Annotated in this window: 21 protein-coding genes; 12 read left to right on the forward strand and 9 right to left on the reverse strand. The window is 70.6% G+C overall.

The features are described 5' to 3' along the window. The first annotated feature begins 48 nt into the window (after positions 1 to 48). Positions 49 to 1,197 carry an exonuclease SbcCD subunit D gene (locus AC3ENX_RS00145; protein ID WP_434809806.1) on the forward strand — a complete coding sequence of 383 codons (1,149 nt, stop codon included), beginning with the start codon at positions 49 to 51 and terminating at the stop codon, positions 1,195 to 1,197. Beyond that, complete coding sequence (locus tag AC3ENX_RS00150; RefSeq protein WP_434809807.1) at positions 1,194 to 4,175, forward strand: AAA family ATPase; 2,982 nt, start codon at positions 1,194 to 1,196, stop codon at positions 4,173 to 4,175. The genes AC3ENX_RS00145 and AC3ENX_RS00150 overlap by 4 nt, the downstream gene beginning before the upstream one ends. Before the next feature lie 8 nt (positions 4,176 to 4,183). Here the strand turns inward: AC3ENX_RS00150 and AC3ENX_RS00155 are convergent, their stop codons facing one another. Together AC3ENX_RS00155 and AC3ENX_RS00160 are read right to left on the reverse strand one after the other, a co-directional pair. Beyond that, the gene (locus AC3ENX_RS00155; protein ID WP_434809808.1) at positions 4,184 to 4,843 is read right to left on the reverse strand and encodes a response regulator transcription factor; all 660 of its coding nucleotides are present in this window, start codon (positions 4,841 to 4,843) and stop codon (positions 4,184 to 4,186) included. 1 nt (position 4,844) lies between these two features. Next, a complete protein-coding gene (locus AC3ENX_RS00160) occupies positions 4,845 to 6,335 on the reverse strand; it encodes a sensor histidine kinase (RefSeq protein WP_434809809.1) in 1,491 nt (496 codons plus the stop codon). Between the two features lie 90 nt (positions 6,336 to 6,425). Here AC3ENX_RS00160 and AC3ENX_RS00165 point away from each other — a divergent pair, with 90 nt between their 5' ends. The 3 genes from AC3ENX_RS00165 to AC3ENX_RS00175 all read left to right on the forward strand — a co-directional run bounded on the left by AC3ENX_RS00165 (position 6,426) and on the right by AC3ENX_RS00175 (position 8,392). After that, positions 6,426 to 7,547 carry a phosphotransferase gene (locus AC3ENX_RS00165; protein ID WP_434809810.1) on the forward strand — a complete coding sequence of 374 codons (1,122 nt, stop codon included), beginning with the start codon at positions 6,426 to 6,428 and terminating at the stop codon, positions 7,545 to 7,547. Between the two features lie 61 nt (positions 7,548 to 7,608). Beyond that, positions 7,609 to 8,103: a hypothetical protein gene (locus AC3ENX_RS00170; protein WP_434809811.1), complete on the forward strand. Its 495-nt coding sequence runs from the start codon at positions 7,609 to 7,611 to the stop codon at positions 8,101 to 8,103. 109 nt (positions 8,104 to 8,212) lie between these two features. Continuing rightward, entirely contained in the window at positions 8,213 to 8,392 is a 180-nt protein-coding gene (locus AC3ENX_RS00175; protein ID WP_434809812.1) for a hypothetical protein, read from the forward strand. Here AC3ENX_RS00175 and AC3ENX_RS00180 read toward each other — a convergent pair whose 3' ends face one another. Further along, on the reverse strand, positions 8,393 to 8,953 hold the full coding sequence (locus AC3ENX_RS00180; protein WP_434809813.1) for a phosphorylase family protein: 561 nt from the start codon (positions 8,951 to 8,953) through the stop codon (positions 8,393 to 8,395). A 4-nt stretch (positions 8,954 to 8,957) separates the two neighbouring features. Beyond that, positions 8,958 to 10,427 carry a phytoene desaturase family protein gene (locus AC3ENX_RS00185; protein ID WP_434809814.1) on the reverse strand — a complete coding sequence of 490 codons (1,470 nt, stop codon included), beginning with the start codon at positions 10,425 to 10,427 and terminating at the stop codon, positions 8,958 to 8,960. 97 nt (positions 10,428 to 10,524) lie between these two features. Here AC3ENX_RS00185 and AC3ENX_RS00190 point away from each other — a divergent pair, with 97 nt between their 5' ends. Together AC3ENX_RS00190 and AC3ENX_RS00195 are read left to right on the forward strand one after the other, a co-directional pair. After that, entirely contained in the window at positions 10,525 to 11,067 is a 543-nt protein-coding gene (locus AC3ENX_RS00190) for a 4'-phosphopantetheinyl transferase family protein (RefSeq protein ID WP_434809815.1), read from the forward strand. A 139-nt stretch (positions 11,068 to 11,206) separates the two neighbouring features. Further along, complete coding sequence (locus AC3ENX_RS00195; RefSeq protein WP_434809816.1) at positions 11,207 to 12,385, forward strand: carbohydrate-binding domain-containing protein; 1,179 nt, start codon at positions 11,207 to 11,209, stop codon at positions 12,383 to 12,385. 131 nt (positions 12,386 to 12,516) lie between these two features. Here the strand turns inward: AC3ENX_RS00195 and AC3ENX_RS00200 are convergent, their stop codons facing one another. Next, positions 12,517 to 14,607, reverse strand: coding sequence for an NAD(+) synthase (locus tag AC3ENX_RS00200; RefSeq protein ID WP_434809817.1), 2,091 nt, complete (start codon positions 14,605 to 14,607; stop codon positions 12,517 to 12,519). Positions 14,608 to 14,697: 90 nt separating this feature from the next. On the opposite strand from AC3ENX_RS00200, the gene AC3ENX_RS00205 reads away from it, so the two are divergent. Then, the gene (locus AC3ENX_RS00205; protein WP_434809818.1) at positions 14,698 to 18,180 is read left to right on the forward strand and encodes a TM0106 family RecB-like putative nuclease; all 3,483 of its coding nucleotides are present in this window, start codon (positions 14,698 to 14,700) and stop codon (positions 18,178 to 18,180) included. 35 nt (positions 18,181 to 18,215) lie between these two features. Here AC3ENX_RS00205 and upp read toward each other — a convergent pair whose 3' ends face one another. Continuing rightward, on the reverse strand, positions 18,216 to 18,848 hold the full coding sequence (gene upp, locus AC3ENX_RS00210; RefSeq protein ID WP_434809819.1) for a uracil phosphoribosyltransferase: 633 nt from the start codon (positions 18,846 to 18,848) through the stop codon (positions 18,216 to 18,218). Positions 18,849 to 18,898: 50 nt separating this feature from the next. Here upp and AC3ENX_RS00215 point away from each other — a divergent pair, with 50 nt between their 5' ends. Next, entirely contained in the window at positions 18,899 to 19,372 is a 474-nt protein-coding gene (locus AC3ENX_RS00215; RefSeq protein ID WP_434809820.1) for a nucleoside deaminase, read from the forward strand. An 86-nt stretch (positions 19,373 to 19,458) separates the two neighbouring features. Continuing rightward, a complete protein-coding gene (locus tag AC3ENX_RS00220; RefSeq protein WP_434809821.1) occupies positions 19,459 to 20,373 on the forward strand; it encodes a DUF808 domain-containing protein in 915 nt (304 codons plus the stop codon). 52 nt (positions 20,374 to 20,425) lie between these two features. Here the strand turns inward: AC3ENX_RS00220 and AC3ENX_RS00225 are convergent, their stop codons facing one another. Beyond that, positions 20,426 to 21,538, reverse strand: a complete 1,113-nt coding sequence (locus AC3ENX_RS00225; RefSeq protein WP_434809822.1) for an alpha/beta hydrolase — start codon at positions 21,536 to 21,538, stop codon at positions 20,426 to 20,428. Between the two features lie 120 nt (positions 21,539 to 21,658). Between AC3ENX_RS00225 and proC the strand changes: the two genes are divergently transcribed. After that, positions 21,659 to 22,492: a pyrroline-5-carboxylate reductase gene (gene proC, locus AC3ENX_RS00230; protein WP_434809823.1), complete on the forward strand. Its 834-nt coding sequence runs from the start codon at positions 21,659 to 21,661 to the stop codon at positions 22,490 to 22,492. 117 nt (positions 22,493 to 22,609) lie between these two features. Here proC and AC3ENX_RS00235 read toward each other — a convergent pair whose 3' ends face one another. Together AC3ENX_RS00235 and AC3ENX_RS00240 are read right to left on the reverse strand one after the other, a co-directional pair. Further along, positions 22,610 to 23,281, reverse strand: coding sequence for a potassium channel family protein (locus tag AC3ENX_RS00235; RefSeq protein ID WP_434809824.1), 672 nt, complete (start codon positions 23,279 to 23,281; stop codon positions 22,610 to 22,612). Next, positions 23,274 to 24,716, reverse strand: a complete 1,443-nt coding sequence (locus AC3ENX_RS00240) for a TrkH family potassium uptake protein (RefSeq protein WP_434809825.1) — start codon at positions 24,714 to 24,716, stop codon at positions 23,274 to 23,276. The genes AC3ENX_RS00235 and AC3ENX_RS00240 overlap by 8 nt, the downstream gene beginning before the upstream one ends. Before the next feature lie 80 nt (positions 24,717 to 24,796). On the opposite strand from AC3ENX_RS00240, the gene AC3ENX_RS00245 reads away from it, so the two are divergent. Further along, positions 24,797 to 25,201, forward strand: coding sequence for an ArsR/SmtB family transcription factor (locus AC3ENX_RS00245; protein WP_434809826.1), 405 nt, complete (start codon positions 24,797 to 24,799; stop codon positions 25,199 to 25,201). Positions 25,202 to 25,269 lie beyond the last annotated feature (68 nt).

Consider the following 25,269-nt stretch of genomic DNA (forward strand, 5'->3'; position numbering starts at 1 on the left):
CCGACCCGGCTGGGGAGGGATGTCGGAGGCTGCTCGTACCGTGAGGACATGCGCATCCTGCACACCTCCGACTGGCACATCGGGCGGACCTTCCACGGTCACTCCACGCTCGATGCGCTGCGCGGCGTGCTCGAGGCGCTGACCGAGCAGGTGCGCACCCACGATGTCGATCTCGTGATCGTCGCCGGCGACGTCTTCGACTCGGCGACCCCCTCTGCGGGCTGCTATCCGCTGCTCACTGACACGCTCGCCGCGTTCCGCGACGCGGGTGCGACCGTCGTCGTGACGAGCGGCAACCACGACTCCGCGGCTCGGCTCGGGTTTCAGGCAGGACTCCTGCGCGACGGCATCCACGTCCTCACCGACACCCAGCAGGTGGGCACCCCCATCACCCTCAGCGACGAGCACGGTCCCGTGCACGTGTACGGCATTCCGTATCTCGAGCCCGCGCTCGTGCGCCACCAGTGGCCGGGCGTGCGCACGCAGGCCGCCGCGCTCGGTCACGCCATGGACCTCGTCCGCGCCGACCTCGCGGCCCGGGGCGGCCGGTCGGTCGCGATCGCCCACTGCTTCGCGGCCGGCGTCGCTCCGACGCCGAGCCTCGAGCGCGACATCCAACAGGGCGGCCTCGATGTGGTTCCGCTGCAGACGTTCGACGGCGTCGACTACATGGCGCTCGGCCACATCCACGGCAGGCAGCAGCTCGCGCCGCACATCCGGTACGCCGGTGCACCGCTGCACTACAGCTTCGGTGAGGGCGACAAGCCGCGCGGCTCGTGGCTCGTCGACATCGACGCCCAAGGCTTCGGCGAGGCGACCTGGCTCGAACTTCCCGTGCCGCGCCGACTCGTGACGCTGACCGCGTCGCTCGAAGACCTTCTCGCAGACGAGCGGTTCGCGGCCGACGAAGCCGCGTGGGTCTGCGCACAGTACACCGACACCCTGCCGCAGCGCGACCCGCTGCGCCGGCTGCAGGCTCGCTTTCCGCACTGCGCGTCGGTCGTGCACCTGCCCGAACAGCAGGAGCACGATGACGCCCGCACCTACGTGCAGCGCGTGCGGGCCGCGCAGACCGATCGCGAACTGATCGAGGCGTTCCTCGTGCATGTGCGCGCCGGGGAGGGTGCAACCGAGCGCGAGAGCGACCTGTTGCGCGACCTGCTCGACGAGCAAGCGCTCGCCGAGGCGCACGCGTGAAGCTGCACCGGCTCGAACTGACCGGGTTCGGGCCGTTCCGTGAGCGGCAGGTCGTCGACTTCGACGCCTTCGACGGCGACGGCGTGTTCCTCATCACCGGCCGCACCGGCGCCGGAAAATCCAGCATCCTCGACGGTGTGAGCTTCGCGCTCTACGGCTCGGTGCCCCGCTACGACGGCGGCGACCGACGACTGCGAAGCGACCACTGCCACCTCGACGATCCGACCGAAGTGCGGCTCGAATTCACCGTCGGAGGGGCACGTTGGCGCGTCACGCGTGCGCCCGACTACGAACGGCCGGCCAAACGGGGCGGCGGTGTGACGGTCGAACCGGCGCACGTCGAGATTGAGGAGCTGGTAGAGGGTGCCTGGATCGGCTGTGCCGCGCGCGCCCGCGAAGCGGCGCACCTGCTCGATGAGGTGCTCGGACTCAACGCGCAGCAGTTCCAACAGGTCATCCTGCTCGCCCAGAACAAGTTCTCGCGGTTCCTCCTCGCGGGCAACAACGAACGGCAGCAACTGCTGCGCACCCTGTTCGGCACCCGCCGATTCGAGCAGTACAAGGACGACCTCGATCTGCGGCGCCGAGAGGCCCAGCGATCGCTCGACACGGCAGGGGAGCGTCTTGCGACCCTCCTCGACCTCGTCGAACAGCGCATCGACACCGCCGATCTGAACGTCGACGGCGATCCCGATCGTCCCGACGATCTGACCGGACGGCGTGAGGCGGCCGCCCGAGCCGAACGTCGTGCCGCCTACCGCGCCGAAGTCGCAGCGCAGGGCCGTCGCGACGCAGACGAACGGGCGACTGCTGCAGCCGCGGCGCTCGCCGACAATGTCGCACGGGCGCGGACTCTGGCAGATCTCGCGCTCGCACGGGAGCGGATGACCCAGCTCGACGCTCGCACCGACGAGATTGCGGAAGACCGCAAGACACTCCAATCGGCGCGTGCGGCCGACGTGCTCCGCGGCACCATCGAGACAGCCGAGCGCGCCGCCAACGATCTCGCCGCGGCCGAACGCGAACGCGAACGCGCCACGTCGGCATGGCGCGCGGTCGCACCCGATGAGTCCGCGAGCGCCGCCGACGAGCGGATCACCGGCGAACTCGCCGTCTGGTCGGCCGCCCTGGCACAGGAACTCGCGCTTCCCGCCGATGAAGCGGGGCTCGCGGCAGCGGCGGCAGACATCGACCGGCTGACCGGTGAACGCGACGAGCTGCTCGCGCAGGGCGCGCTCGTCCCCGCCGAGCGGCAACGGATCGACGATGCGCTCCGCGTCGCACGCGACCTCGCCGCACCGCGCGAACATCACGAACAGCACCTGCGCGAACTCCGCGACGCGCACACCGCCGCCGAGCAGGCCGCAAGCCTTGCCACCACGGCACGCGCGGCCGACATCGCCTACGCCGACGCGAGCGAAGTCGCGGCCGCGGCCGCAACCGCGCTGTCTGACCTGCTGCGGCGCCGACTCGACGGCTACGCGGGCGAACTCGCCGCCGCGCTCGTCGACGGCACCCCGTGCGCCGTCTGCGGCTCGACCACCCACCCGGCACCCGCCGACCACGGTGCGCCGATCACCGATGACGACATCGCCGTCGCCGAGGCCCTGCGCACCCGTACGGCAGAGGCCGAACGCGCCGCCGAAGCCGCCGCGCGCGAAGCACGAAGCGCCGCGGCCACCGCAGCCGCTGCGGCGGGTGGGCGACAGCCCGAAGAACTCGCGACCGCCCGCGACGCGGCTGCGGCAGCAGTCGACCGGGCCGTCGCGGCGGCGGCCGACGCCGAGCGTCTCGCCGGCGAACGCGCCGAACTCGACGACCTCGCCGCGGCGGCCGACACCGCCAGAGAGGCGCTCACGCTGCAGATCGCCGCGGCCCGAGAGGCCCACGCCGGCCGGCACGCCGCCGTCGCCGCGCGGCGCGATGCGGTGCACGCAGCCCGCGGCGACTTCGAAACGGTCGCCGCCCGCGTCGCCGCAGCCGAATCGCTCCGCGACCTCGCCCGCGCCGCCGTGCGGGCCGACGAGCAGCACGGTGAGCGCCGACGCGCCGCCGAGACGGCCGAGGCGGAGCGCGACGAACGGGTCGCCGCATCGCCGTTCGATGACGTGGAGCAGGTCGTGGCGGCAGTGCGCGATCCGGCCGATCGCGACGAACTCGACCAGCGCCTCGCGGCCTACGACGGCGACCTCGCCGCCACCCGGGCCCGTCTGCTCGACCTCGAACTGGCAGCGGTCGACATCGACCCTGCAGCCGTCGACGTCGTCGCTGCCGAGGCGGCGCACGAGGCCGCCGACGCGCACCGTAGCGAAGCGGTCGCGGCAGAACGCGACGCCGTGAATCTCGCGTCGGGTCTGCGAGACCTCATCCAGCAGATCGACGGCGCGCACACCGCAGTGGCCGCTGTTGCCGACGACGCCGCCGCCGTCACCCGGCTCGCCGACACCGTCGCCGGGCGTGCCCCGAACACCAAGAAGATGGACCTCGAGACCTTCGTCCTCGCCGCCGAACTCGAAGAGATCGTCGTCGCCGCGAACCTGCGCCTCGCCGACATGTCGTCAGGGCGCTACAGCCTGCACCACTCCGACGCACGTGCTGCGCGGGGTGCCGCATCCGGACTTGGCATCGACGTGCTCGACGCCCACACCGGCCTCCGACGCTCACCGCAGTCGCTCTCGGGCGGCGAGACATTCCTCGCATCCCTCGCGCTCGCACTCGGTCTCGCCGAAGTCGTCACCTCGCGTGCCGGCGGCATCCGGCTCGATACGCTCTTCATCGACGAAGGGTTCGGGTCGCTCGACCCCGAAACCCTCGAACTGGCGATGCACACGCTCGACGAACTGCGCACCGGCGGGCGCACCGTCGGGCTCATCAGCCATGTCGAAGCGATGAAGGAGCAGATCCCCGGGCAGCTCACCGTCGAGGCGACCCCCGAGGGTCCGAGCGTCGTCCACCAGGACGACGTCGCGGCGCGGTGACGGCGCCGTCAGACCAGGCGATACCCGACCCCGCGCACGGTTTCGATCAGTCCGGCCCCGAGCTTCTGCCGCAGGTACCCGACGTACACGTCAGCCACGTTCGAACCCGGGTCGAAATCGTACCCCCACACGCGACTGAGCAGCTGCTCCCTGCTGAGCACCTGCCCCGGATTGCGCACGAACTCCTCGGCCAACGAGAATTCACGTGAAGACAGCTCCACCGAATGCGTGCCGACCCGCGCGCGCCGGGTGCGCACATCGAGCTCCAACTCGCCGTGCCGCAGTGTCACCACCGCCCCGGTGTCGTCGTCGCGTCGCATGCGCAACCGGATCCGGGCCAGCAGTTCGTCGAAACGGAACGGCTTGCCGAGGTAGTCATCGGCGCCGCCCTCGAGCCCCGCGACCGTGTCGTGCAGCTCGACGCGCGCCGTCAGCATGATCACCGGCATCCGCGAACCGCTGCCGCGCAACGCCTCCAGCACGGCGAACCCGTCGATGCCGGGAAGGTTCACGTCGAGCACGAGCAGATCGAACTCGTCGCTCTGCGCCAGATGCAGCGCCTCGGTTCCCGTCGGCGCGACGCGCGTCGCGAAGCCCGCCGCCCGCAGGCCCTTCTCGACGAAGGTCGCGATGCGCGCCTCATCTTCAGCGATCAGAATCGATGCCAACTCACGCGCCCCCAGCCGTCACCGGCAGCGGTGGACGCGGCGGCACCACCACCCCGTCGATCTCACGCCACCCACCGTCGCGAACCGCACCCGGCAACACGATCGTGAACATCGCACCGCCGCCGACCGCGTCGGAGACGGATGCCGCCCCGCCGTGGGCCCGCGCGATCACCTGTACGATGTGCAACCCCAACCCGCTGCCGCCCGCGGCGCCGCGATGGAACCGGTCGAAGACGATGGACTGGTCCGCACCGGCAACACCGGGCCCGTGGTCGCGCACCCGCAGATGCAGCGCGTCGTCGACCACCGCGCTGCCGATCGCCACGTGCCCACCACCGTGCGTCACCGCGTTCTGGGCCAGCTGCAGCATCGCCTGCGTGATGCGGTCGGGATCGAGCCACGCAACGACATCTGCCACCGCGACCGCATCGACGGTGGCACCCTCGATCGCCGCAGCCTTGTGCACGATGCCCCGCACGAGGTCTCCGGCATCCACTTCGCGCGGCGCGATCGGGGCGGGGCCGTGCAGGGCTGCAGCACGAGAGAGATCGTCGACGAGTTTGCCCATGCGTTCGAGCTCGTCGACCGCCAGCTCGCGCGTCTGGGTGACGTCGTCGCGATCGCGCGCATCCATCACCTCGAGGTGCCCCCGCACGACCGTGATGGGAGTCTTCAGCTCGTGTCCTACGTCGCTGAGCAGTTCGCGCTGCGAGTCGAGTGCGGCATCCAGCCGGTCGAGCATCGCGTTCATCGTCGCCGCCAGATCGGCCACGTCGTCTCGACCATCGACCGGCAGTCGCTCCGACAACGACCGTGCCGTGATGCGGTCGGCGGTCTCTCGCATGCGGCGCAGCGGGCGCAGCAGCCGCGTCGAGACGATCGTTGCGACGGCGGTGATCGCGACCAGCGCGATCGCCGCCGAGATGAGGTAGGCGTTGGCCGCGTCGTTGATCTCGGCGAACTCACCCTCGACGTCGTAGACCATCGCGAACACGACCTCGGCGGGACCATCGCCCGACACGGCGATCGGCGCCGCGAGGAACCGCCACGTGACGTCGCCTTCGGCGAACGTGCCCACGACAGGCTCGCCGGCCGACGCGGCCTCGGCGGCATGGGTCGCGAACGCCGGCACCTCCAGCAGGTCGACGTCGAGGGGCACGGGCGGGGCCAACGTCGGCTGACCCCGCACGATGCCGAGCGCGCCGGTGCTGTCATCGGGGCTCATCCGCTGCACGACGGCGGCAAGGGCCTCGTCGGCGCTCGTCCAGGCGCCGTTCTGGTCGTCGTCGCCGGCCTCGACGATGTGTCGCGCCGACTCCAGGTTCGCGGCCAGTCGCTCGTCGATGCTCTCGAGGATGCGTGAGCGCTCGACCAGGTAGGCCGAGATGCCGACGCTGAGCAGGGCGACCGCTGAGACGAGGGTGATGGCTGCCACGATGCGGGTGCGCACGGTCATGCGCCACCATCGCCGCCCGTCGTCGTGCTCGTCCATGCACTCAGTATTCCGGCCGCGCCGCCGGCAGATCCGGACACTAAGAGAGGTCTCATCGGTCGGCGCGCCTCGACGTGCTGGAATCGGAGGATGCCCCACCCCGCATCGGCCCTGCTGACGGACGCGCTCGATATCGAACCCGACACGGCTCGGATGCTGAGCAGCGAACCGTTCGGCGACGGCGCCGTGACGGGCTTCGCCCTCCCGGACGACACGATCGCCTACGTCGACACCTCCGGGGTCGCTGTATCCGCAGAGACGGGGTGGGTCGCCGACGCAGGCGCACGCGAGCGCATCTGGATCCACCCTGCCGACCCTCATCTGCCTGCCCTGGCGCCCGTCGCGTTCGGAGAGACCGCCGGCATCCTGCTCGCTCGGCTCGGCATCGAGGCGGCGGGGGCGCCCGAGATGGTCGGCTACCGGCCGGGGCGGCGTGCGGTGCTGCGCGTCGAGACGACGGCCGGGGCGTCGTGGGTCAAGGTCGTCCGCCCGAGCCGCGTCGAACGCATCGTCGACCTGCATCGGCACCTCACGGCGGGCGGGATGCCGGTGCCGGAGGTGCTCGGCTGGTCGCCCCTGGGCGTGCTCGTCCTGTCGGCAGCCGCAGGAACCCCGGCGACCGACCTCGACGGCGACCCCGCAGCCCTGCTCGACGCGATCGACGCCCTGCGCGCCGGCCTCGCACGGGTCGCGTTGCCCGGCACCGCACGCACGTCGCTCGCCGCGCGCGCAGATTGGTACGCCCAGACCCTCGGCGACATGGACCGCGAAGCCGCCGTCGTCGCCCGCCGTGTCGCAGCGTCGGTCGACCGCGCCGAAGCACAGTCTGGCTCCGCCACGATCCACGGCGACCTGCATCTCGGACAGCTGTTCCTCGATACGGACGGGCAGGTGAGCGGGCTCATCGACGTCGATACCGCGGGTACCGGCGACCCGAGCGACGACTCCGCCGCGTTCATCGCCCACGCGCTCGCCAGCGCACTCGCCTCGGCAGCCGGACCGGCAGAGCGTGCACGTGGAATCGCCCACGAAGCGGCGCGGCGGTGGGGCGATTCGCCCCGTGTCGCCGTGCTCACGGCAGTCCACCTCGTCGGTCACGCCGTCGGCGCCATGTCGACCGGTGACGGGGCGCGGGCGCACCGGTTGCTGCGCTGGGCCGACAGTGCGGCGACGCCTAAGAGGCGTCTCATCGACGCCTTGGATGCGGCTTAGCCCGCGACGTCAGGCTGGTGGTACGCGGTCACCGGATCGCGGATTCAGGCAAGGAGCTGACATGAGCAAGAAGTGGATCGCCTACGGGGTCACCGGAGTGGTCGGCCTCGGCATCATCGCCGGCGGGGCTGCGGCCGCCGCCGCCACCATGGACCTGCGCACGACCGACGGTGAGACCATCCCGGGCGGCGCCATCACCGGCAAGGACGGCTCGGTACTCGACAAGCCGGCCCTGCAACTGCGCGTGACCGACACGTCGGTGACCGTCGTCACCGCGCCGACCCCGGCGCAGATCTCGGCGGCGAGCACCGCGACCCCCGGTTCGCCGGGGACGGCGGCGAGCGTCGTCTCGCCCGTCACGCAGCACAGCCCGGCATCGGCCGCGTCGCCGGTCTCGGCGGCGACCCCGGCATCGCCGGTCAGCGCCGTCTCGCCCGCGACGCCCGCATCGCCCGTCTCGCCGGCAACCCCCGCGTCTCCGGCGTCACCGGCATCCCCGGCCAGCCCGGTCAGTGCGGCGTCGGCAGGTTCGATCGCCTCGGCGGCGTCGAACTGACCATCCGCGTCACCCCCCCCCGGACGGGATGGAGGAGGTCGCCCCGGCAGGTGCCGGGGCGACCTCGCTTTTCAGCGTTCTGCGGGGTCAGCATCGGTAGGCTCGAGACATGACCAAGAGCTCCGTGTGGACCATCGTCGGCGTCATCGTGGCGGTCGTCATCGCCTGGGTGCTGCTCGACGTCGTCCTCAAGCTGGCGTTCCTGCTCGTGAAGGTCGCCCTCGTCGTCGTGATCGCCGCGGTCGTGTTCTTCGCGCTGCGGTCGATGTTCGCGCGCCGCAGCGACTGATCAGACCCCGTACAGTTCGCGCATCCGGGCGTACAGCCGCACGCTGCACGCGGCGACGGCCGCCCGCCAGTCGGTGATCGCGTCATCCTGCGCGTTGTCCGAGACGGCCTTCAGCACGCGGATCGGCACGTCAAACTGCTGCGCCACCCAGATGTAGGCGTACGTCTCCATGTCGACGAGTGCCCCACCGAGCGTGCGGATGATCTCGACGGCGGCAGCGTCGTCGACGAAGTTGTCGCCGGTCGCGATGGTGACACCGCCCGCGGCGCCGGTCGTCACCCGCGGCGGCAGCGACACGTGCTGGCCGACGATGCCGTCGAGGTCGGTGACATCGTGCTGGATCGCGGCCGTCACGTCGTGCACCTCGTCGGGGAGCGTCGCATCGACCGCGCCGGCCGTGCCGACGACGACGATCTCGTCGTAGTTGCCGCCGGCGAGCGCCCGGGTCAGTTCGTACGCGGCCCGCAGTTTGCCGGGGCCGGTGATGAGGCGATCGAAACCGGGAAGGGATGCGGGGAACGCGGCGACTTCGGAGTCCAGCGCGGCGACGAGAAGTTTCACTGGTTCATTCTCTCAGGCGTGAGCGGTCGAACAGATCACCCAGGCCCGTCGGGCGACCGGCATCGTGCAGGACGGTGCGGGCGGCGTGCCACCCGGCCATTCCGTGTACGCCGGGACCGGGGGCGGTCGCCGCAGACGCGAGATACACGCCCGGCACGGGGGTGCGCCACGGCGCCGTCGACCACACCGGGCGCCGGGCGAGCTGAGTGAGCGAGAGCGACCCGCCGAGGCCATCGCCGCCGATCGCCGCCGGATTCGACGCGGCCAGGTCAACCGCTCGCGCGACGTGCCGTCCGACCACCAGATCGCGCACCCCGGGGGCGAACCGCTCGATCCGGCGCAACACGAGGTCTGTCGGATCGACCGTGCTGCCCAGCGGCACGTGCAGGTAGGCCCATACCGTGGCGCCGCCCTGGGGTGCACGCGTGTCGTCGACGACGGACGGCTGCACCAGCAGCAGATACGGGTCGCGGGCGAGACGCCCGTTGAGGACGGCGCGTTCCGCGGCGGCGATCTGCGCCGACGTGCCGCCCAGGTGCACCGTCGGGCTCGACGACACCCGAGGGTCGCGCCACGGCACCGGCTCGCTGAGTGCGAGGTCGACTTTCGCCACTGCGGGGCCGTAGCGGTAGCCGCGCACCGCGCGCGCGTACGCGGCCGGCACGCCGGGGAGGGTCGCGGCCAGCCGCGGCGCCCCGGCGAGCAGCAGCACATCACCGGCCGCCGGATCTCCGCGGTCCAGCTGCGCGAGATCGCGCACCGTGACACCAGTCTCAACGACCCCGCCGTGTGCGCGCAGGTCGGCCAGCAGTGCGTCGGCGATCGACCCTGCGCCGCCCCGCGGCACGGGCCACCCTGTCGCCGTGTGGGCGTGCGCCGCCAGCAGCAGACCCGTCGCCGCGCCCGCGAGCGACGGCTGGCGCGCGGGGGCGTGTGCGACGACACCCGCCCACAGCGCCCTCGCGTGCACTGTGCGCAACGGCGGTCCGGCAAGCCCTGTCGCGGCGACGCGCACGCCCAGCCGGGCGAGGGCACGTGGGTGCCGCGGTGCCGATAGGATCGATCCGCCGGTCACGGCCAGCACGCTGTCGAGATCGGCCGCCAGCGGTTCCAGCATCCACCGCCACGCCCGTCCGTCTTCGCCGAGCTCGTCCGTCGTGCGATCGAGATCGCGCCACGCCACGGCGGCAGGCCCGTCTTCGAGCGGATGAGCGTACGACGCCTCGGGTACGAGCCACTCGATGCGGTCGGCGAGGCCGAACGCCCGGAACCACGCGGAGGTGGCTGCCAGCGGATGCACTGCCGAGGCCAGATCGTGCACGAACCCGTCGACCGTGATCGCCTCGCTGCGGATGCCGCCACCCGGCCGTGAAGCCGCCTCGAGCACCCGCACGTCGTACCCGGCGCGCGCGAGCGAGACGGCCGCGACGAGCCCGTTCGGGCCGCTGCCGACCACGGTTGCGCGAGGGGTCACCGTTCCATCCTCGCCGACCGCACCCGTCCGCGCCGAACCCCTCCACGGCGGGCCCGCACTGCGCCATGATGGGAAGACGGACGACACGGAGGGCGACATGCTGAACACGGTGCTTCTCGACACTCCCGAGCACGTCACTGCGCGGCTCGGGTGGGATCCTGCGACGACGGTGCACGACCGCCGACGCCTCATCGCCAAAGAACTCATCGCCGATCGTCTCGGGTGCGAGACCACCGAGGTGAAGATCGAGCGCGAAGAGCCTCGCGGCTTCGGATACCACACGCGGCTCATCGCGTCCCGTGGCGGGGCGGAACTGCCGTTGGCGATCGTCACGGCGAGCTTTCGGGCTGCGACCGTCGTCGCGATCTGCGACCCAGGGCACCCGCTGGGCATCGACATCCGTGACCGCGACCCCGAGCCTGCCGAGTTGCACCGCATGCGCAAGCACTCGCACCTGTTCGACGAGAACGACCTCGATGACCTGCTGCGCCACTGGACGCGCGTGCAGGCGGTGCTCGAGGCCGACGGCCGCGCGTCGCGCCCGACCACGTGCTGCTCGACATGGGGCGGCGCACCGGGTGGATTCCGGACCGATCGATGCGATACGCCCTCACCGACGCGTCGCGCGACGGGTGGGTGATCACGGTGGCGTCCGGCATCCTGCCCGCCGCGTGAACAGCAGGCGATCAAGAACTCGTGCGGGGAGCATAGACCGCGCATAGGAGGCGCATAGGGGTCCGCGGTGCACTGGAAATCCGCCACCACGAAGGACCCCGATCATGAGACGACTCACCCTCACCGCCGCCGCGCTCGCCGCTTCTGTGCTGCTGGTCACCGGCTGCGCTGCAACCCTCAGCACCGACGTGACCACCACTGACAAGTCCGCCTCGTCCAGCACGACGACAACGACCGACACCTCGACGTCGACCTCGACCGACACCGGCAGCACGAGCGGCGACATCGACTGGAGCGCGTTGCCGTCGACCGAGGTCGAGCTCACCGACGAAGGCCTCACGATCACCGAGCCCGGTACTTACGTGCTGAGCGGCTCGACCACCGGGCAGATCGTCGTCAACACCGACGGCAACGTGCGCATCATCCTGAACGGCGTCACGCTCGACAGCGCCGACGGCGCCGCCATCCAGGTCGACAGCGCAGAGAACACCGTCATCGAGCTCGCCGACGGCACGACCAACTCGATCTCCGACGCCGCCACCCGCTCCGACGAAGAGATCGACGGCGCCATCTACTCCGCAGACGACCTGCTCATCACGGGTACCGGCGAACTGACCGTGACGGCGAACTTCGCCGACGGCATCGTCGGCAAGGACGACCTGTGGATCGAGTCGGGCACGATCACCGTGACGAGCGTCGACGATGGCATCCGCGGCACCGACTCGCTGACCGTCAGCGGCGGCACCATCACGGTGGATGCCGAGGGCGACGGCCTCAAGTCGACCAACGACACCGATGCCGGCGAGGGCCAGCTCGTCATCTCGGGCGGCGACATCACGGTCACGTCCGGTGACGACGCGGTCAAGGCCGAGCAGCAGGTGACGATCACCGGCGGCACGATCGACGTGGTCTCGTCGGTCGAAGGCATCGAGGCGCCCGTCATCGTCATCGACGACGGCACGATCTCGATCAACGCCTCCGACGACGGCATCAACGCCGCGGCATCCGCCATCGTCACGAGCGGCCTGAACGTCACCATCAACGGCGGCGACATCACGATCGTCATGGGGTCGGGTGACACCGACGCGATCGACAGCAACGGCGACATCACGATCACCGGCGGCACGATCGACATCACGGCGCAGTCGGCCACTGACTTCGACGGCACCGGCACTCTGTCCGGCGGCACCCTCATCGTCAACGGCTCCGAGGTCACCGAATTGACGAGCCAGATGATGGGCGGTGGCGGTGGCATGGGCGGTGGCGGCGGCCAGCGTCCCTGACCTCCGGCGCAGAGATCCCCCGCAGTGCACAACTGCGGGGATTTCTGGCGTCTTGCGGCGTGTTGCCGGCGCGCTTCGGCGTGTCGGCGACGATCCCCGCAGTTGTGCACGCGAGGGGGTGGATGCCGAGGTCAGGCCGGGTCAGCGAGTTCCGGCAGCGCGGTGCGGAGCTCGGCGAGCCAGGCCTCGGCGTTGCCGTCGGAGGGGGCGCGCCAGTCGCCGCGGGGCGAGAGCGATCCGATGGGGGAGACCTTTGGCCCGTTCGGGATCGCCGAGCGCTTGAACTGCGCGAACCCGAAGAAGCGCTTCAGGAACACCTGCAGCCACTTGACGATCTCGGCCCGGTCGTAGCCGTAGCGGTCGGACTCGGGGAACCCGGGCGGCCAGGCGCCGGCGGCAGGGTCGCGCCACGCGTGCTCGGCGAGGAAGACGATCTTCGACGGCCGCGCGCCGTGGCGCAGCGCGAGCGCGAGCGCGAAGTCATGCAGCGCGTACGGGCCGATCGTGTCTTCGGTGGACTGCACCTTGCCGTCCTGGCCGGCGGGCACGAGTTCGGGGCTGATCTCGGTGTCGAGCACCGACTGCAGCACGTCCTTCGCGGCATCCGTCAGCGACGTGCCCGACTCGTCGTCGGTGCTGTGCGCGATGACCCAGCGGATGACGTGCTGGATGAGCGTCTTCGGCACGCCCGCGTTGACCGCGTAGTGGCTCATGTGGTCGCCGACGCCGTACGTCGCCCAGCCGAGGGCGAGCTCGGACAGGTCGGACGTGCCGATCACGAATCCGCCGTGCTGATTCGCGAGCCGGAACAGGAAGTCGGTGCGCACGCCCGCCTGCACGTTCTCGAAGGTGACGTCGTAGACCGGCTCACCGCCCGCGAACGGATGTCCGATGCCCTCGAGGATCTGCGTCGCGGTGGGGCGGATGTCGATCGTCTCGATGCTCGCGCCGATCGCTTCGGCCAGCGCCACCGCGTTCGATCGGGTGTGGTCGCTGGTCGCGAACCCCGGCATCGTGTACGCGAGGATGTCGCTGCGCGGCCTGCCCATCCGGTCCATCGCCCGCGCGACGACCAGCAGCGCGTGGGTGGAGTCGAGTCCGCCCGAGACGCCGATGACGGGCTTGGGGGAGCCGATCGCGCGCATGCGCTGCTCGAGCCCCGACACCTGGATGTTGAACGCCTCGTAGCAGTCCTGGTCGAGTCGTGCCGGGTCGTCGGGCACGAACGGAAAGCGGTCGAGCGGCCGGCGCAGCCCGATGTCGGATGGCGGCGGGTCGAGCGTGAACTCGTAGGTGACGTAATCGTCGACCTGTTCGGTCGAGCCGAGCTCGTTGAGCCGGTTGTCGTCGAAAGTGCCCTGGCGGATGCGGTCCTGCCGCAGCCGGTCGAGGTCGACGTCGGCGACCGACCGGCGCGGACCGTCGGGGAAGCGCTCGGTCTCGGCGAGCAGCGCGCCGCCCTCGTAGATCATGGTCTGACCGTCCCAGGAGACGTCGTTGGTCGACTCGCCCTGGCCGGCAGCGGCATACGCGTAGGCGGCGAGGCACCGCAGCGACTGCGACTGCACGAGCGCGCGGCGGTCTTCGGCGCGGGCGATCGTGATGGGGCTGCCGGAGAGGTTCACGATGACGGTCGCCCCGGCCAGCGCGGCACGCGAGGACGGTGGCACCGGCACCCACACGTCTTCGCAGATCTCCACCGCGAGCACGAGCCCGGGCAGGTCGCTCGCGCGGAACAGCAGGTTGCTGCCGAACATCGTCTCGACGCCGGCGATCTCGACGCTGTCGTCGAAGGCGGGGCCCGAGGCGTACCAGCGACGCTCGTAGAACTCGCGATACGTCGGCAGGTACGTCTTCGGCACGACGCCCATGACGGTGCCGGCATGGATGACGACGGCGCAGTTGTAGAGGCGGTTGCGCACTCGCAGCGGCGCGCCCACGACGAGCACCGGGGTGAGGTCGACGGATGCTTCGACGATCCGCTCCAGGGCCGCGAGAACGCCATCGAGCAGCACGTCCTGCAGCACGAGGTCGTCGATCGCGTACCCCGACAGGCACAGCTCGGGGAAGACCGCGACGGCGACGCCCTCGTCGTGGCACTCACGCGCCGATGCGAGCACGGCATCCGCGTTGGCGTCGGGATCGGCGATCGCCACCGGGATCGTGCAGGCGGCCACGCGCGCGAATCCGTGCCGGTATGCGCTGTCGAAAGGCAGGCTCATGGCACCAGTCTGGCACTGTCGCGACCGTCTGCCCGGGTCGGATCCGGTGGTGTCGCACCCCGCGGCTAGGGTCGTTGCGGGAAGGGACCCATGCGATACATCGAAGACGAAGGCCGGATCGTCTGGAGCGCGAGCGATCTGAAGGCCGCCGCCGAGTGCGAGTACGCCTGGCTGCGCGCCATCGACGCGAAGCTCGGGCGCGTGCCCGCGGTGGACGACCCCGAAGACCTCACGCTCGAGCGCGCCGGGCGGCTCGGCACGCAGCACGAGCTGAGGGTGCTGGCGGCCTACCAGCAGGCGCACCGCGGCGGGGTGGTGGTCATCCCCGACACCCGATCGTCCGACGTCGAAGGACTGGCGGCCGCCGTCGCCGCGACCAACGACGCGCTCGCGTCGGATGCCCGCGTCATCTTCCAGGCGGCGTTCTCGACCGACGACTTCGTTGGGTTCGCCGACTTCCTCGTGCGCGACGAGCAGGAGCGGTGGGTCGTGCAGGACACCAAACTCGCCCGTCACGCCCGCGTCACGGCGCTCATGCAGCTCGCGGCATACGTCGCGCAGCTCGACCGCCTCGGGGTGCCCCGATCTGACCGCGTCGAACTGCTCCTGGGAGACGGCACGACCTCGACCCACGAGGTGCGTGACCTGCTGCCGGTGTTCGGGCTGCGCCGCGCCCGCCTGCTCGCCCTCATCGCCGACCGTGATGTGTCCGCAGGTTCCGCGGGCACGCCGATCGCGTGGGGTGATGCGCGGGGCGCACTGCGGGTGATGGCGTGCGGCCGATGCGCGACATGCGACCTCGACGTCGTCGCGCAGCGCGATCTGCTGCTCGTCGCGGGGATGCGGCCGGTGCAGCGCGAGCGGATGCGGGCCGCCGGCATCCACACGGTCGACGACCTCGCGGCCGCGCGCGAGGCGCCAGAGCGCATGTCGTGGGACACGTTCGCCGGGCTCCGCACGCAGGCCCGGCTGCAGCTCGACAGCCCGGCTGGTGGGGTCCTGCCCGCCGTCGAGGGCGAACCGGTCCCGGTGCCGACCTTCGACGTCGTGCTGCCGCAGGCGATCGCCGCCCTGCCGCGCCCCGACCACGGCGACATCTTCTTCGACTTCGAAGGCGACCCGCTGTACACCGAGGGGCCGGCGACGCAGTGGGGGATCGACTACCTCTTCGGCTGGGTCGACACCCGCGACACGTACTCGGCATTGTGGGCGCACTCGTTCGCCGAGGAGCGCGAGGCGCTCGAACGATTCCTCGACCTCGTCGCGCTGCGCCGCCGCGAGCAGCCCGGCATGCACATCTACCACTACGCGCCGTACGAGCCGTCGCATCTGCTGGCGATGGCCGCGCGGCACGGTGTGCGCGAAGCCGAGGTCGACCGGCTGCTCGCCGACGGCGTCTTCGTGGACCTGTATCCGATCGTGCGGCGCGCGCTGCGGGTCGGGTCGCGGTCGTATTCGATCAAGAAGCTCGAGCCGCTGTACATGGGCGAGGACGTGCGCACGAGCGACGTGCAGCGCGGCGACGACTCGATCGTGAAGTACGTCGAGGCCCGGGCGCTGCTCGAGGCGGGCGACGAGGCAGCCGGCGCCGCGATCCTCGATGACCTCGCCGACTACAACCGCTACGACTGCGTCTCGACGAGGCGACTGCGGGACTGGCTCGTCGAGCGCGCCCGCGAGACCGGCCTGCGGCCCTCGATCGACCCCGAGTCACCGGAAGGCGCGTACGAGCCGTCGGTGCGTGCCGAGACCCTCGCCCGCCGCGCCACGGCCACCGACGACGAGATCTCGGCGCAGGCGCTCCGGCTCGGCTCGGCGGCGATCGACTACTACCCCCGCGAGGCGAAGACGTTCTGGGCGTCGCACTTCTTGCGCCTGCGTGAGCCCGTGTCGATCTGGGAAGACACCCGCGACGTCGTCGTCATCGATCGCGATCGCTGCCGCATCCTCACCGACTGGCATCGGCCCGAGGGCGCGAGGGTCGACCGTCGTGTCGTCGAGCTGCGCGGACAGCTCGCGCCCGGCACCCGGCTCTCCGATGGCGCGGAGCCGTTCGCCCTGTACGAGATTCCTGCGCCGTTCCCGGCGACCCCGCATCCGCGCATGATCCACGTGCCACGCACGGTCAAGGTGGTCGATGTCCTCGAAGACGGTGTCGTCGTCGAGGAGTACGCCGTGCAGGGGTTCACGTGGCAAGAGCTGCCCGTCGCACTCACCCCGGCCGCGCCACCGAAGGCCGGTTCGCAGCAGGCGGCGATCGACGAGTGGGCCGACGGTGTGATCGCTGCGGACCCGGGCTTGCCCGAAGACCCCGCGACCGATCTGCTGTTGCGCCGTGCGCCCCGACTGCCGGGTGGTCTCGTGCGCGGCGGCGAAGACGACGTCGCTGACATCGCCGCATCCCTCGCCGCCCTCGACCGCAGCTACCTGGCCGTGCAGGGGCCTCCCGGCACGGGCAAGACCTACGTCGGCTCGCACGTCGTGGCGCGGCTCGTCGCCGAACGCGGCTTCCGCGTCGGCGTGGTCGCGCAGTCGCATGCCGTCGTCGAGCACATGCTCGATCGGATCGTGGATGCCGGTGTCCCGCGCGCGCAGGTCGCCAAGGCGCCGAAGTCGTCGGCCACCGGCGACGCGGCAGACCCGTCGTTCACGCCGATCGCGAAGAACGGCATGGCCGAGTACATCGGGTCGCAGTCGGCCGGGTTCGTCGTCGGCGGTACCGCTTGGGACTTCAGTCACCCGGGGCGCATCGCGCGCGGCGGACTCGACCTGCTCGTCATCGACGAGGCAGGCCAGTTCTCGCTCGCCTCCACCATCGCCGTGTCGGTCGCCGCTCCCCGTCTGCTGCTGCTCGGCGATCCGCAGCAGCTGCCGCAGGTCTCGCAGGGCACGCACCCGGAGCCGGTCGACACGTCGGCGCTCGGCTGGGTGATGGACGGCGCATCGGTGATCGACGCCGACCGCGGGTACTTCCTCGCGCAGACCCGGCGCATGCGTCCCGAGGTCGCCGAAGCTGTCTCGCAACTGTCCTATGAAGGACGACTCGCGGCGTACCCGTCGACGAGTGATCGGGTGCTCGAAGGCGTCCCGGCGGGCATCGTCACGGTGCCCCTCGCACACACCGGCAACGCCACGCAGTCGCCCGAAGAGGCGGCCCAGGTCGTCGAGTTGGTCCGGGGCCTCGTCGGTCGTGCCTGGCATCCGGGCGACGGGGATGCCAGACCGCTGACCGCGTCCGACATCATCGTCGTCACGCCCTACAACGCGCAGCAGCTCCTCGTGGAGGAGGCGCTGGTCGCCGCGGGATTCGGCGAGGTGGCCGTCGGCACGGTCGACCGGTTCCAGGGGCAGGAGGCGGCGGTGTCGATCGTGTCGCTCGCGGCATCCTCGGGTCGCGACGCGCCTCGCGGGCTGGAGTTCCTGCTGCTGCAGAACCGGCTCAACGTCGCAGTGTCACGCGCGAAGCACACTGCCTACGTCGTCTACGGCACCGGCCTGCTCGACGACCTGCCCCGCACGCCCGACGGCGTGGTGCGCCTCAGCGCCTTCGCCCGCCTTGTCGGCGCAGCCTGACGGTCACGCCCGGATGCGCGGCGGGCCGAGTTTCGTCAGACGGTGCCGTAGAGGCGGTCGCCGGCGTCGCCGAGGCCGGGCACGATGTAGCCCTTCTCGTTGAGGCGCTCGTCGACGGCGCCCAGCACGAGGGTCACATCGTGGTCGCCGACCTGGCGTTCGATCGCGGCGACGCCCTCGGGGGCGGCGAGGATGCAGATGGCGGTGACGTCCTGCGCGCCCCGCGTGAACAGGAAGTCGATCGCCGCGCCCAGCGAACCGCCGGTCGCGAGCATCGGGTCGAGCACGAAGCACTGCCGATCACTGAGGTCATCGGGCAGTCGCTCGGCGTAGGTCGTCGGCTCGAAGGTCTCCTCGTTGCGCGCCATGCCGAGGAAGCCCACCTCGGCAGTCGGCAGCAGCTTGACCATGCCCTCGAGCATCCCGAGACCGGCACGCAGGATCGGCACCACGATCGGTCGCGGCTCGCTGATCTTCACGCCCATCGTCGTGGTGACCGGCGTCTGGATCTCGACCTGCTCCACCCGCACGGAGCGAGTCGCCTCATAGGCCAGCAGGGTCACGAGCTCTTCGGTCAGCTGACGGAACACCGGCGACGGGGTCGCCTCGTCACGCAGGACGGAGAGCTTGTGGGTGATGAGGGGGTGGTCGGCCACGTGCACGCGCATGCGTCAAGGCTACCCGGGCGCGGCTCGAACGCCTGCTCTAGTCTGAGGGCGTGAGCCTGCCCGCGCGCGAGACCGACGTCGCCGCGATGTCCCGCGCGCTCGAGCTCGCCGACGAGGCCGCCGCGCACGGCGACATCCCGGTCGGCGCCGTCGTCACCGACCTCGCGGGCAACATCATCGGCGAAGGTCGCAACCTCCGGGAGCGCGACGGCGACCCGCTCGCGCACGCCGAGCTCATCGCGCTGCGCGCCGCGGCATCCGCCGGCAACGGCTGGAACCTCGAGCACTGCACGTTGATCGTGACACTCGAACCGTGCCTCATGTGCGCCGGAGCGATCCTGCAGTCCCGCATCGATCGGGTCGTGTTCGGGGCATGGGATGCCAAGGCAGGGGCGGCCGGATCTGTCTACGACGTGCTGCGCGACCGGCGCCTGCCGCACCGCGCCGAGGTCGTCGGCGGGGTGCGCGACGCCGAAGCATCCGCCCGCCTGCGGGCCTTCTTCGACGCGCGCCGCCGCCCCTGACCGGGCGCGATCAGCGGATGCCGGAGCGGCTGCCGGTACGCTGACACCGCGGACTCTCGCATCCCGTTCCCACTCCAGGAGGCCCCATGTCGGTCGGACTGCTCGCTGTCGTCGACGACGTGCTCAGCGCGGCGATGAAAGCGTCGGCCAAGACCGCGGGCGTCGTCATCGACGACGCCGCCGTGACGCCGCAGTACGTACAGGGCATCACCCCGGCGCGTGAGCTGCCGGTCGTGGGCAAGATCGCGCTCGGCTCACTCGTGAACAAGTTCGTGATCATCATTCCGATCGCACTGCTGCTCACGGCGTTTGCTCCGTGGATCCTGCCGTTCCTGCTCCTCATCGGCGGCACCTACCTGTGCTTCGAGGGCGCCGAGAAGGTACTGGAGTGGTTCGGGTTCGCGCACGGCCACGAAGAGGGCGCCCGCGATGAGCGCAAGCTCGTGCTCGGTGCCGTCCGCACCGACCTCATCCTCTCGACCGAGATCATGCTCATCTCGCTCGCGAGCCTCGACGAGGACATGAGCATCTGGATGACCCTCGCGGTCCTCGCGGTCATCGGCCTCGCGATGACGGGCGTCGTCTACGGCGCGGTCGCCCTGCTCGTGAAGATCGACGACATCGGTCTGAAGATGGCCAAGAGCCGAGAGGCGAAGGTGCGTCACACCGGCGCGCGTATCGTCCGATCGATGCCTGCCGTGTTCCGCGTGATCAGCGTCGTCGGCACCGTCGCGATGCTCTGGGTCGGCGGTCACCTCGTGCTACACAACCTCGCCGAGGTCGGGGTCGCGCCGGTCGGCGACTTCATCCACGCCATCGAACACGCGCTCGAACCGCTCGGCGGCTTCGTCGCCTGGCTCGGCGACACGCTCGTCTCCGAGATCGCCGGACTCGCGCTCGGGCTGCTGGTCGTCGGCGTCGTGCTGCTCATCGGCAAGCTCATCGGCAAGCGTCCCAGCTTCACCGAGGGCGGCGAATCGCCGGCAGCGGCGCACCACTGAGCCGTTTCGTCTCGTCGCTGCGCTCCTCGCGGGCGACCGGAGAGAACCCGCGTCAGTCCGACGAACTGATGATGATCGCCTCGGTCGGCGGCGCCGGGTGCTGCGCGAGACCGATGTAGCCGATGCGGGTCAGCAGCGCACGCCGGAACTCGGCGGGGCGCTCGAGGTGCGGGGAGTGCCCCACGCCCTCCATGACGAGTTCGGTCACGTCGCCGCCGCGCTCGCGGTACGTGTCGAGCACATCGCGGGTCTGCGAGATCATCGGCTGCGCCGGTGCGACCTCCTCGCCCGGCCAGCCCGGGATCACGCCGAGCGCGCCGAGGTGGTTCAGATCGAAGAACGAGGCATCCGACACGATCGCGTCGGCCGTGCCGCGTACCCACAGCACCGGAGGCTTCGGGTCGAGATCGACGATCGACGACGCGTTGAAGTAGCGGGGCGCCATCGTGTTCAACACGCCGCGGGTGCCCGCCGCGAAGCCGGGCCAGTGCTCGCTGGCCGCACTGTCGCCGGGGTAGTTGCCCTCGGCCGTCGAGGTGGTGAGCATCGACGCGACCCAAACGTCCTCGTGCTCGGTCGCGTAGTCGGGATTGACGTAGCTCGACCGCAGCACCGAGCGGGGTGAGGTGGGCGCATCGGCGCTGGTGTCGCCGTCGGTGAGGCGCTGGACGAAGTCCGGATTCGCGCCGCCTCCGCCGCAGCCCGCGTCGTCGTTGGTGAGGCGGCTGCCGTCACGTCGAGTGCCGCCGAATCCGTAGGGCGACACAGGTGCCTGCAGCGTGAGCGAACGCACCGGGTGGTCGATCGCGTACTGCATGGCGACGCCGCCGCCCATCGACCAGCCGACCAGGTGCGGGCCGTCGATGCCCAGGGTGGTGAGGGTCGCGTGCACGTCGTCGCTGAAGTCGCGAAGTCCGCGGGTGGCGTCGACGGGGAGGTGCTCGCTGCCGCCGAACCCGCGCAGGTCGATCGCGATGACGCGAAGGTCGCTCGGCAGGTCCTCCATAAGCTCCTGCCAGAACAGCGACGACGACACATTGCCGTGGATCAGCACGACGGTTCGGTCGGCGGGTGTCGCCGGGTCGTCGTGATCGCGCTCGAGGATGTTCACGCCGAGTCGGTCGGTCTCGACCAGTCGTGCGGTGATTCCGTCGAAGAGGGTCATGTGCGGGTGCCTCCGGGTGCGTGCGTCGGCGCGTCCTCACGCCGTGCTCCCGATGATATCGCCGCAGCCTGAGCGAACTGAACCGACTCTCAGGTTCTCCTCGGGTGACAGGATGGGGGCATGACCGAATCGCTTCCCGCTCTTGCCATCCTCGGTGCCGGTTCGATGGGCGGTGCGATCCTCCAGGGCCTGGTCGCTTCGGGCGTTGCGGGCCCCGTCGTCGTGACGAATCGCACGCGCGAGAAGGCGAACACGCTCGCCGGTCTCGATGGCGTGCACTCGGTCGCCCTCGAGGATGAGCCCAACGGCAACCGTGCCGCGGTGCGCGATGCCCGTATCGTGCTCGTGGGCGTCAAGCCCGCGATGGTGCCGGACCTGCTCCGCGAGATCGCCGGAGACCTGCGAGCGGACGCCGTCGTCGTGAGCCTCGCGGCCGGTGTCACGATCGCGACGATCGAGTCGGTGCTGCCCGCGGGTGTCGCGGTGGTGCGGTCCATGCCGAACACGCCGGCCGTCGTCGGCAAGGCCGTCACCGGGATCGCCGCGGGCACACATGCGGATGCCGAGGTCATGGCGCTCGTCCGCGCCGTCTTCGAGACGTGCGGCGCGGTCGTCGAGGTGCCGGAGGAGCAGATCGACCCGCTGGGCACCATCTCAGGATCTGGGCCGGCGTATGTCTTCCTGCTCATCGAGGAACTCACCCGGGCCGCCGTCGGCAAGGGGTTCAGCCACGAGCAGGCGCGCCTCATGGTGCAGCAGACCTTCATCGGCGCGACGGCACTGCTGGAGGCTTCGGGTGAGGATCCGGCCGAGCTGCGCCGCCGCGTCACGAGCCCCAGGGGCACGACCGAGCGCGCCATCGCCGTGTTGCACGACGCGCATCTCGACGAGGTCTTCGCCGCGGCGACCGACGCGGCCCTCGCCCGTTCGCGCGAGCTCGCCCGCGGCGCCTGACGCACACCCGCCAGGGCGCAACGAACGCGGGGACTTGCGCGCGTTGAGGCGTTCGCCCAGCTGCGCGCTGAGTCGAAACGCCGGCGTGGGATGCCGGGGCCGCGCCCTCCGCGCCGCTCAGCGGTCGAGGCCAGCGAAGCGTTCGATGTCGCTGTTGGTGCCCGAGACGATGATGAGGTCGTGGTTGGTGACGACCGTGTTCGCCTCGGCGTACCGGAACGGCTTGCCGGGGCTCTTCACACCCACGACCGTCACGTTGTACTTCGTGCGCACGCCCGACTCGTTCAGACCGACGCCGCGGATGAACCGCGGCGGGTACATCTTCGCGAGCACGAAGTCGTCGTCGAAGCGGATGAAGTCGAGCATCCGCCCGCTCACGAGGTGCGCGACGCGCTCGCCGGCCTCGCGCTCGGGGTAGATGACGTGGTTCGCGCCGACGCGGGCGAGGATCTTGCCGTGCGACTGCGAGACCGCCTTCGCCCAGATCTGCGGCACCTTGAGGTCGACCAGGTTGGCGGTGATGAGGACCGACGCCTCGATCGAGGAGCCGACGGCGACGACGGCCACCTGGAAGTCTGCTGCGCCGACCTGCTTGAGCGCCTCGAAGCTGCGGGCATCGGCCTGCACGGTGTGGGTGACGCGCTCCGACCACTTCTGTACGAGATCGAGGCTCTCGTCGATCGCGAGCACCTCGCGGTCGAGGCGATCGAGCTCGCCGGCGCAGGCGGCTCCGAAGCGACCGAGGCCGATGACGAGGACGGGAGCGTCGCCCCGGATCTGCTCAACCAACGATCGGCCTCTCGACGGGCAGCGAATACAGCTGCGAACGGCTCGTCGCGGCGACCGCCGCGGCGAGAGTCACTGTACCAACGCGGCCCATCAGCATGGTCAACGCCAGCACGTACACGGCGGGGTCCGGCAGCTGCGCGGTGAGCCCGGTCGACAGACCGACCGTGCCGAATCCCGAGATGACGTCGAACAGCACGTTGGCGATGGGTGCCTTCGTGATCTGGGCGATGATGATCGTCGACAGGGCGACGATCGTCGCGCCCCACGCCACGACCGACAGCGCGACGCGCTGCACGTCGGAGGGGATGCGTCGACCGAAGGCCTGCACCGACTGGCGTCCCTTGGCCTCCGACCAGACGGCGAGGGCGAGGATCGCGAGGGTGGTCACCTTGATGCCGCCGGCGGTCGACGCGGAGCCGCCGCCCACGAACATCAGCATCGATCCCACGACGAGTGAGGAGCCGTGCAGTTCGGAGATGTCGACGACGGAGAAGCCCCCGGACCGGGTCATCGCCGACAAGAAGAAGGACTGGAAGAACGTGTCCCACGCATCCATCGAGCCGAATGTCCCGGGGTTGTCGAACTCGAGCGCGAGGAAGGCGATCGCTCCCGCGAAGAACAGCACGACGGTCGTGATGATGGTGAGCTTCGCGTGCAGCGACCAGAGCCGGTAGCGCCACTGGTGCCGCCAGAGCGTGTAGATGACGGGGAAGCCGATCGAGCCGAGGAAAACGGCGACCATGAGGATCGACAAGAAGATGTAGTTCGTCGCGAACGGCTCGAGCCCCTCGGGGTTCGGGGTGAAGCCCGTGTTGGTGAACGCCATCGCCGCGTAGTACGGCGCCTCCCACAGTGCCGTGAGCGGTGCGATGCCGCTGGCGAGCATCGTCGGGTACAGCATGACGGCGATGACCGCCTCGATCACCAGCGTCGACAGCGCGACCGTTCGCAGCAGCTGGCCGACTTCACCGAGCCGCACGGTCTGGCCCTCGTTCACCGGGCCACCGTGCGCGCGAAGCGGGTTCGTGTCGCCCGCGGCGATGAGCTTCGCTCGCAGGCCCAACCGCTTGGAGATCACCAGGCCGAGGATCGACGCAAGGGTGAGCACGCCCATCGCGCCGACGTTCACCCCGACGTAGATGATGACGTGGCCGAGTGGTGACCAGTGCGTCCCCATGTTGACGGTCGTGAGTCCGGTGACGCAGATGGTCGACACGGCGGTGAACACGGCATCGGCCAGGGGGGTGCGTCGTCCGTCGGCCGCTGCCGCGGGCAACGACAGCAGGGCAGTGAAGACCAGAATGAGGGTGACGAAGACGAGCACCGCGAATCGCGAGGGGGAGGCCATCGCCAGATCGCGGGCCCCGGCGAGCACGATGTGGGAGATGTCGACGACCCTGCGCCGCGCGCGTGCGAGGACGGAGTCGTCCGTCATCCGCGCCCCTCTCGTCGCCGTCGCCTGTCGGCCAGGCCGTTGTCATGGTACTCCGCACCGGGCACGGCTAACCTATGGGCATGGCGGACATCTTCGACGTGATCGCCGACGGTACCCGTCGGGACATTCTGCAACTGCTGCTTGCCCGTCGTCAGGGCGGTCAGAACGGCACGAGCGTCTCGCAGATCGTCAGCTCGCTCGGGGTCAGCCAGCCCACCGTGTCGAAGCACTTGAAGGTGCTGCGGGATTCGGATCTCGTCTCGGTGCGTGAGGAGGGCCAGCACCGGTACTACAGCCTGTCGCCGGCGCCGCTGGATGCCGTGGACGACTGGCTGGTGCCGTTCCTGATCGACGAGGGCGAGACGGATGCCGTGGTCGCATCGCTGCCCGACTCGGCTGTCCACGCCGCCGACCTCGTCGGGCGTGCGGCGGCGTCTGCGAAGCACGCCGTGACGAGCGTGTGGAGCAAGCTGCCCGGCCGCTGATCGCGTTCAGCGGCGCGCACCGCTGCGGCGGTCGAAATTCGCGAGATCTGCCGTTGACGTCAGTCACA

The sequence above is a fragment of the Microbacterium sp. bgisy189 genome (assembly GCF_057707225.1).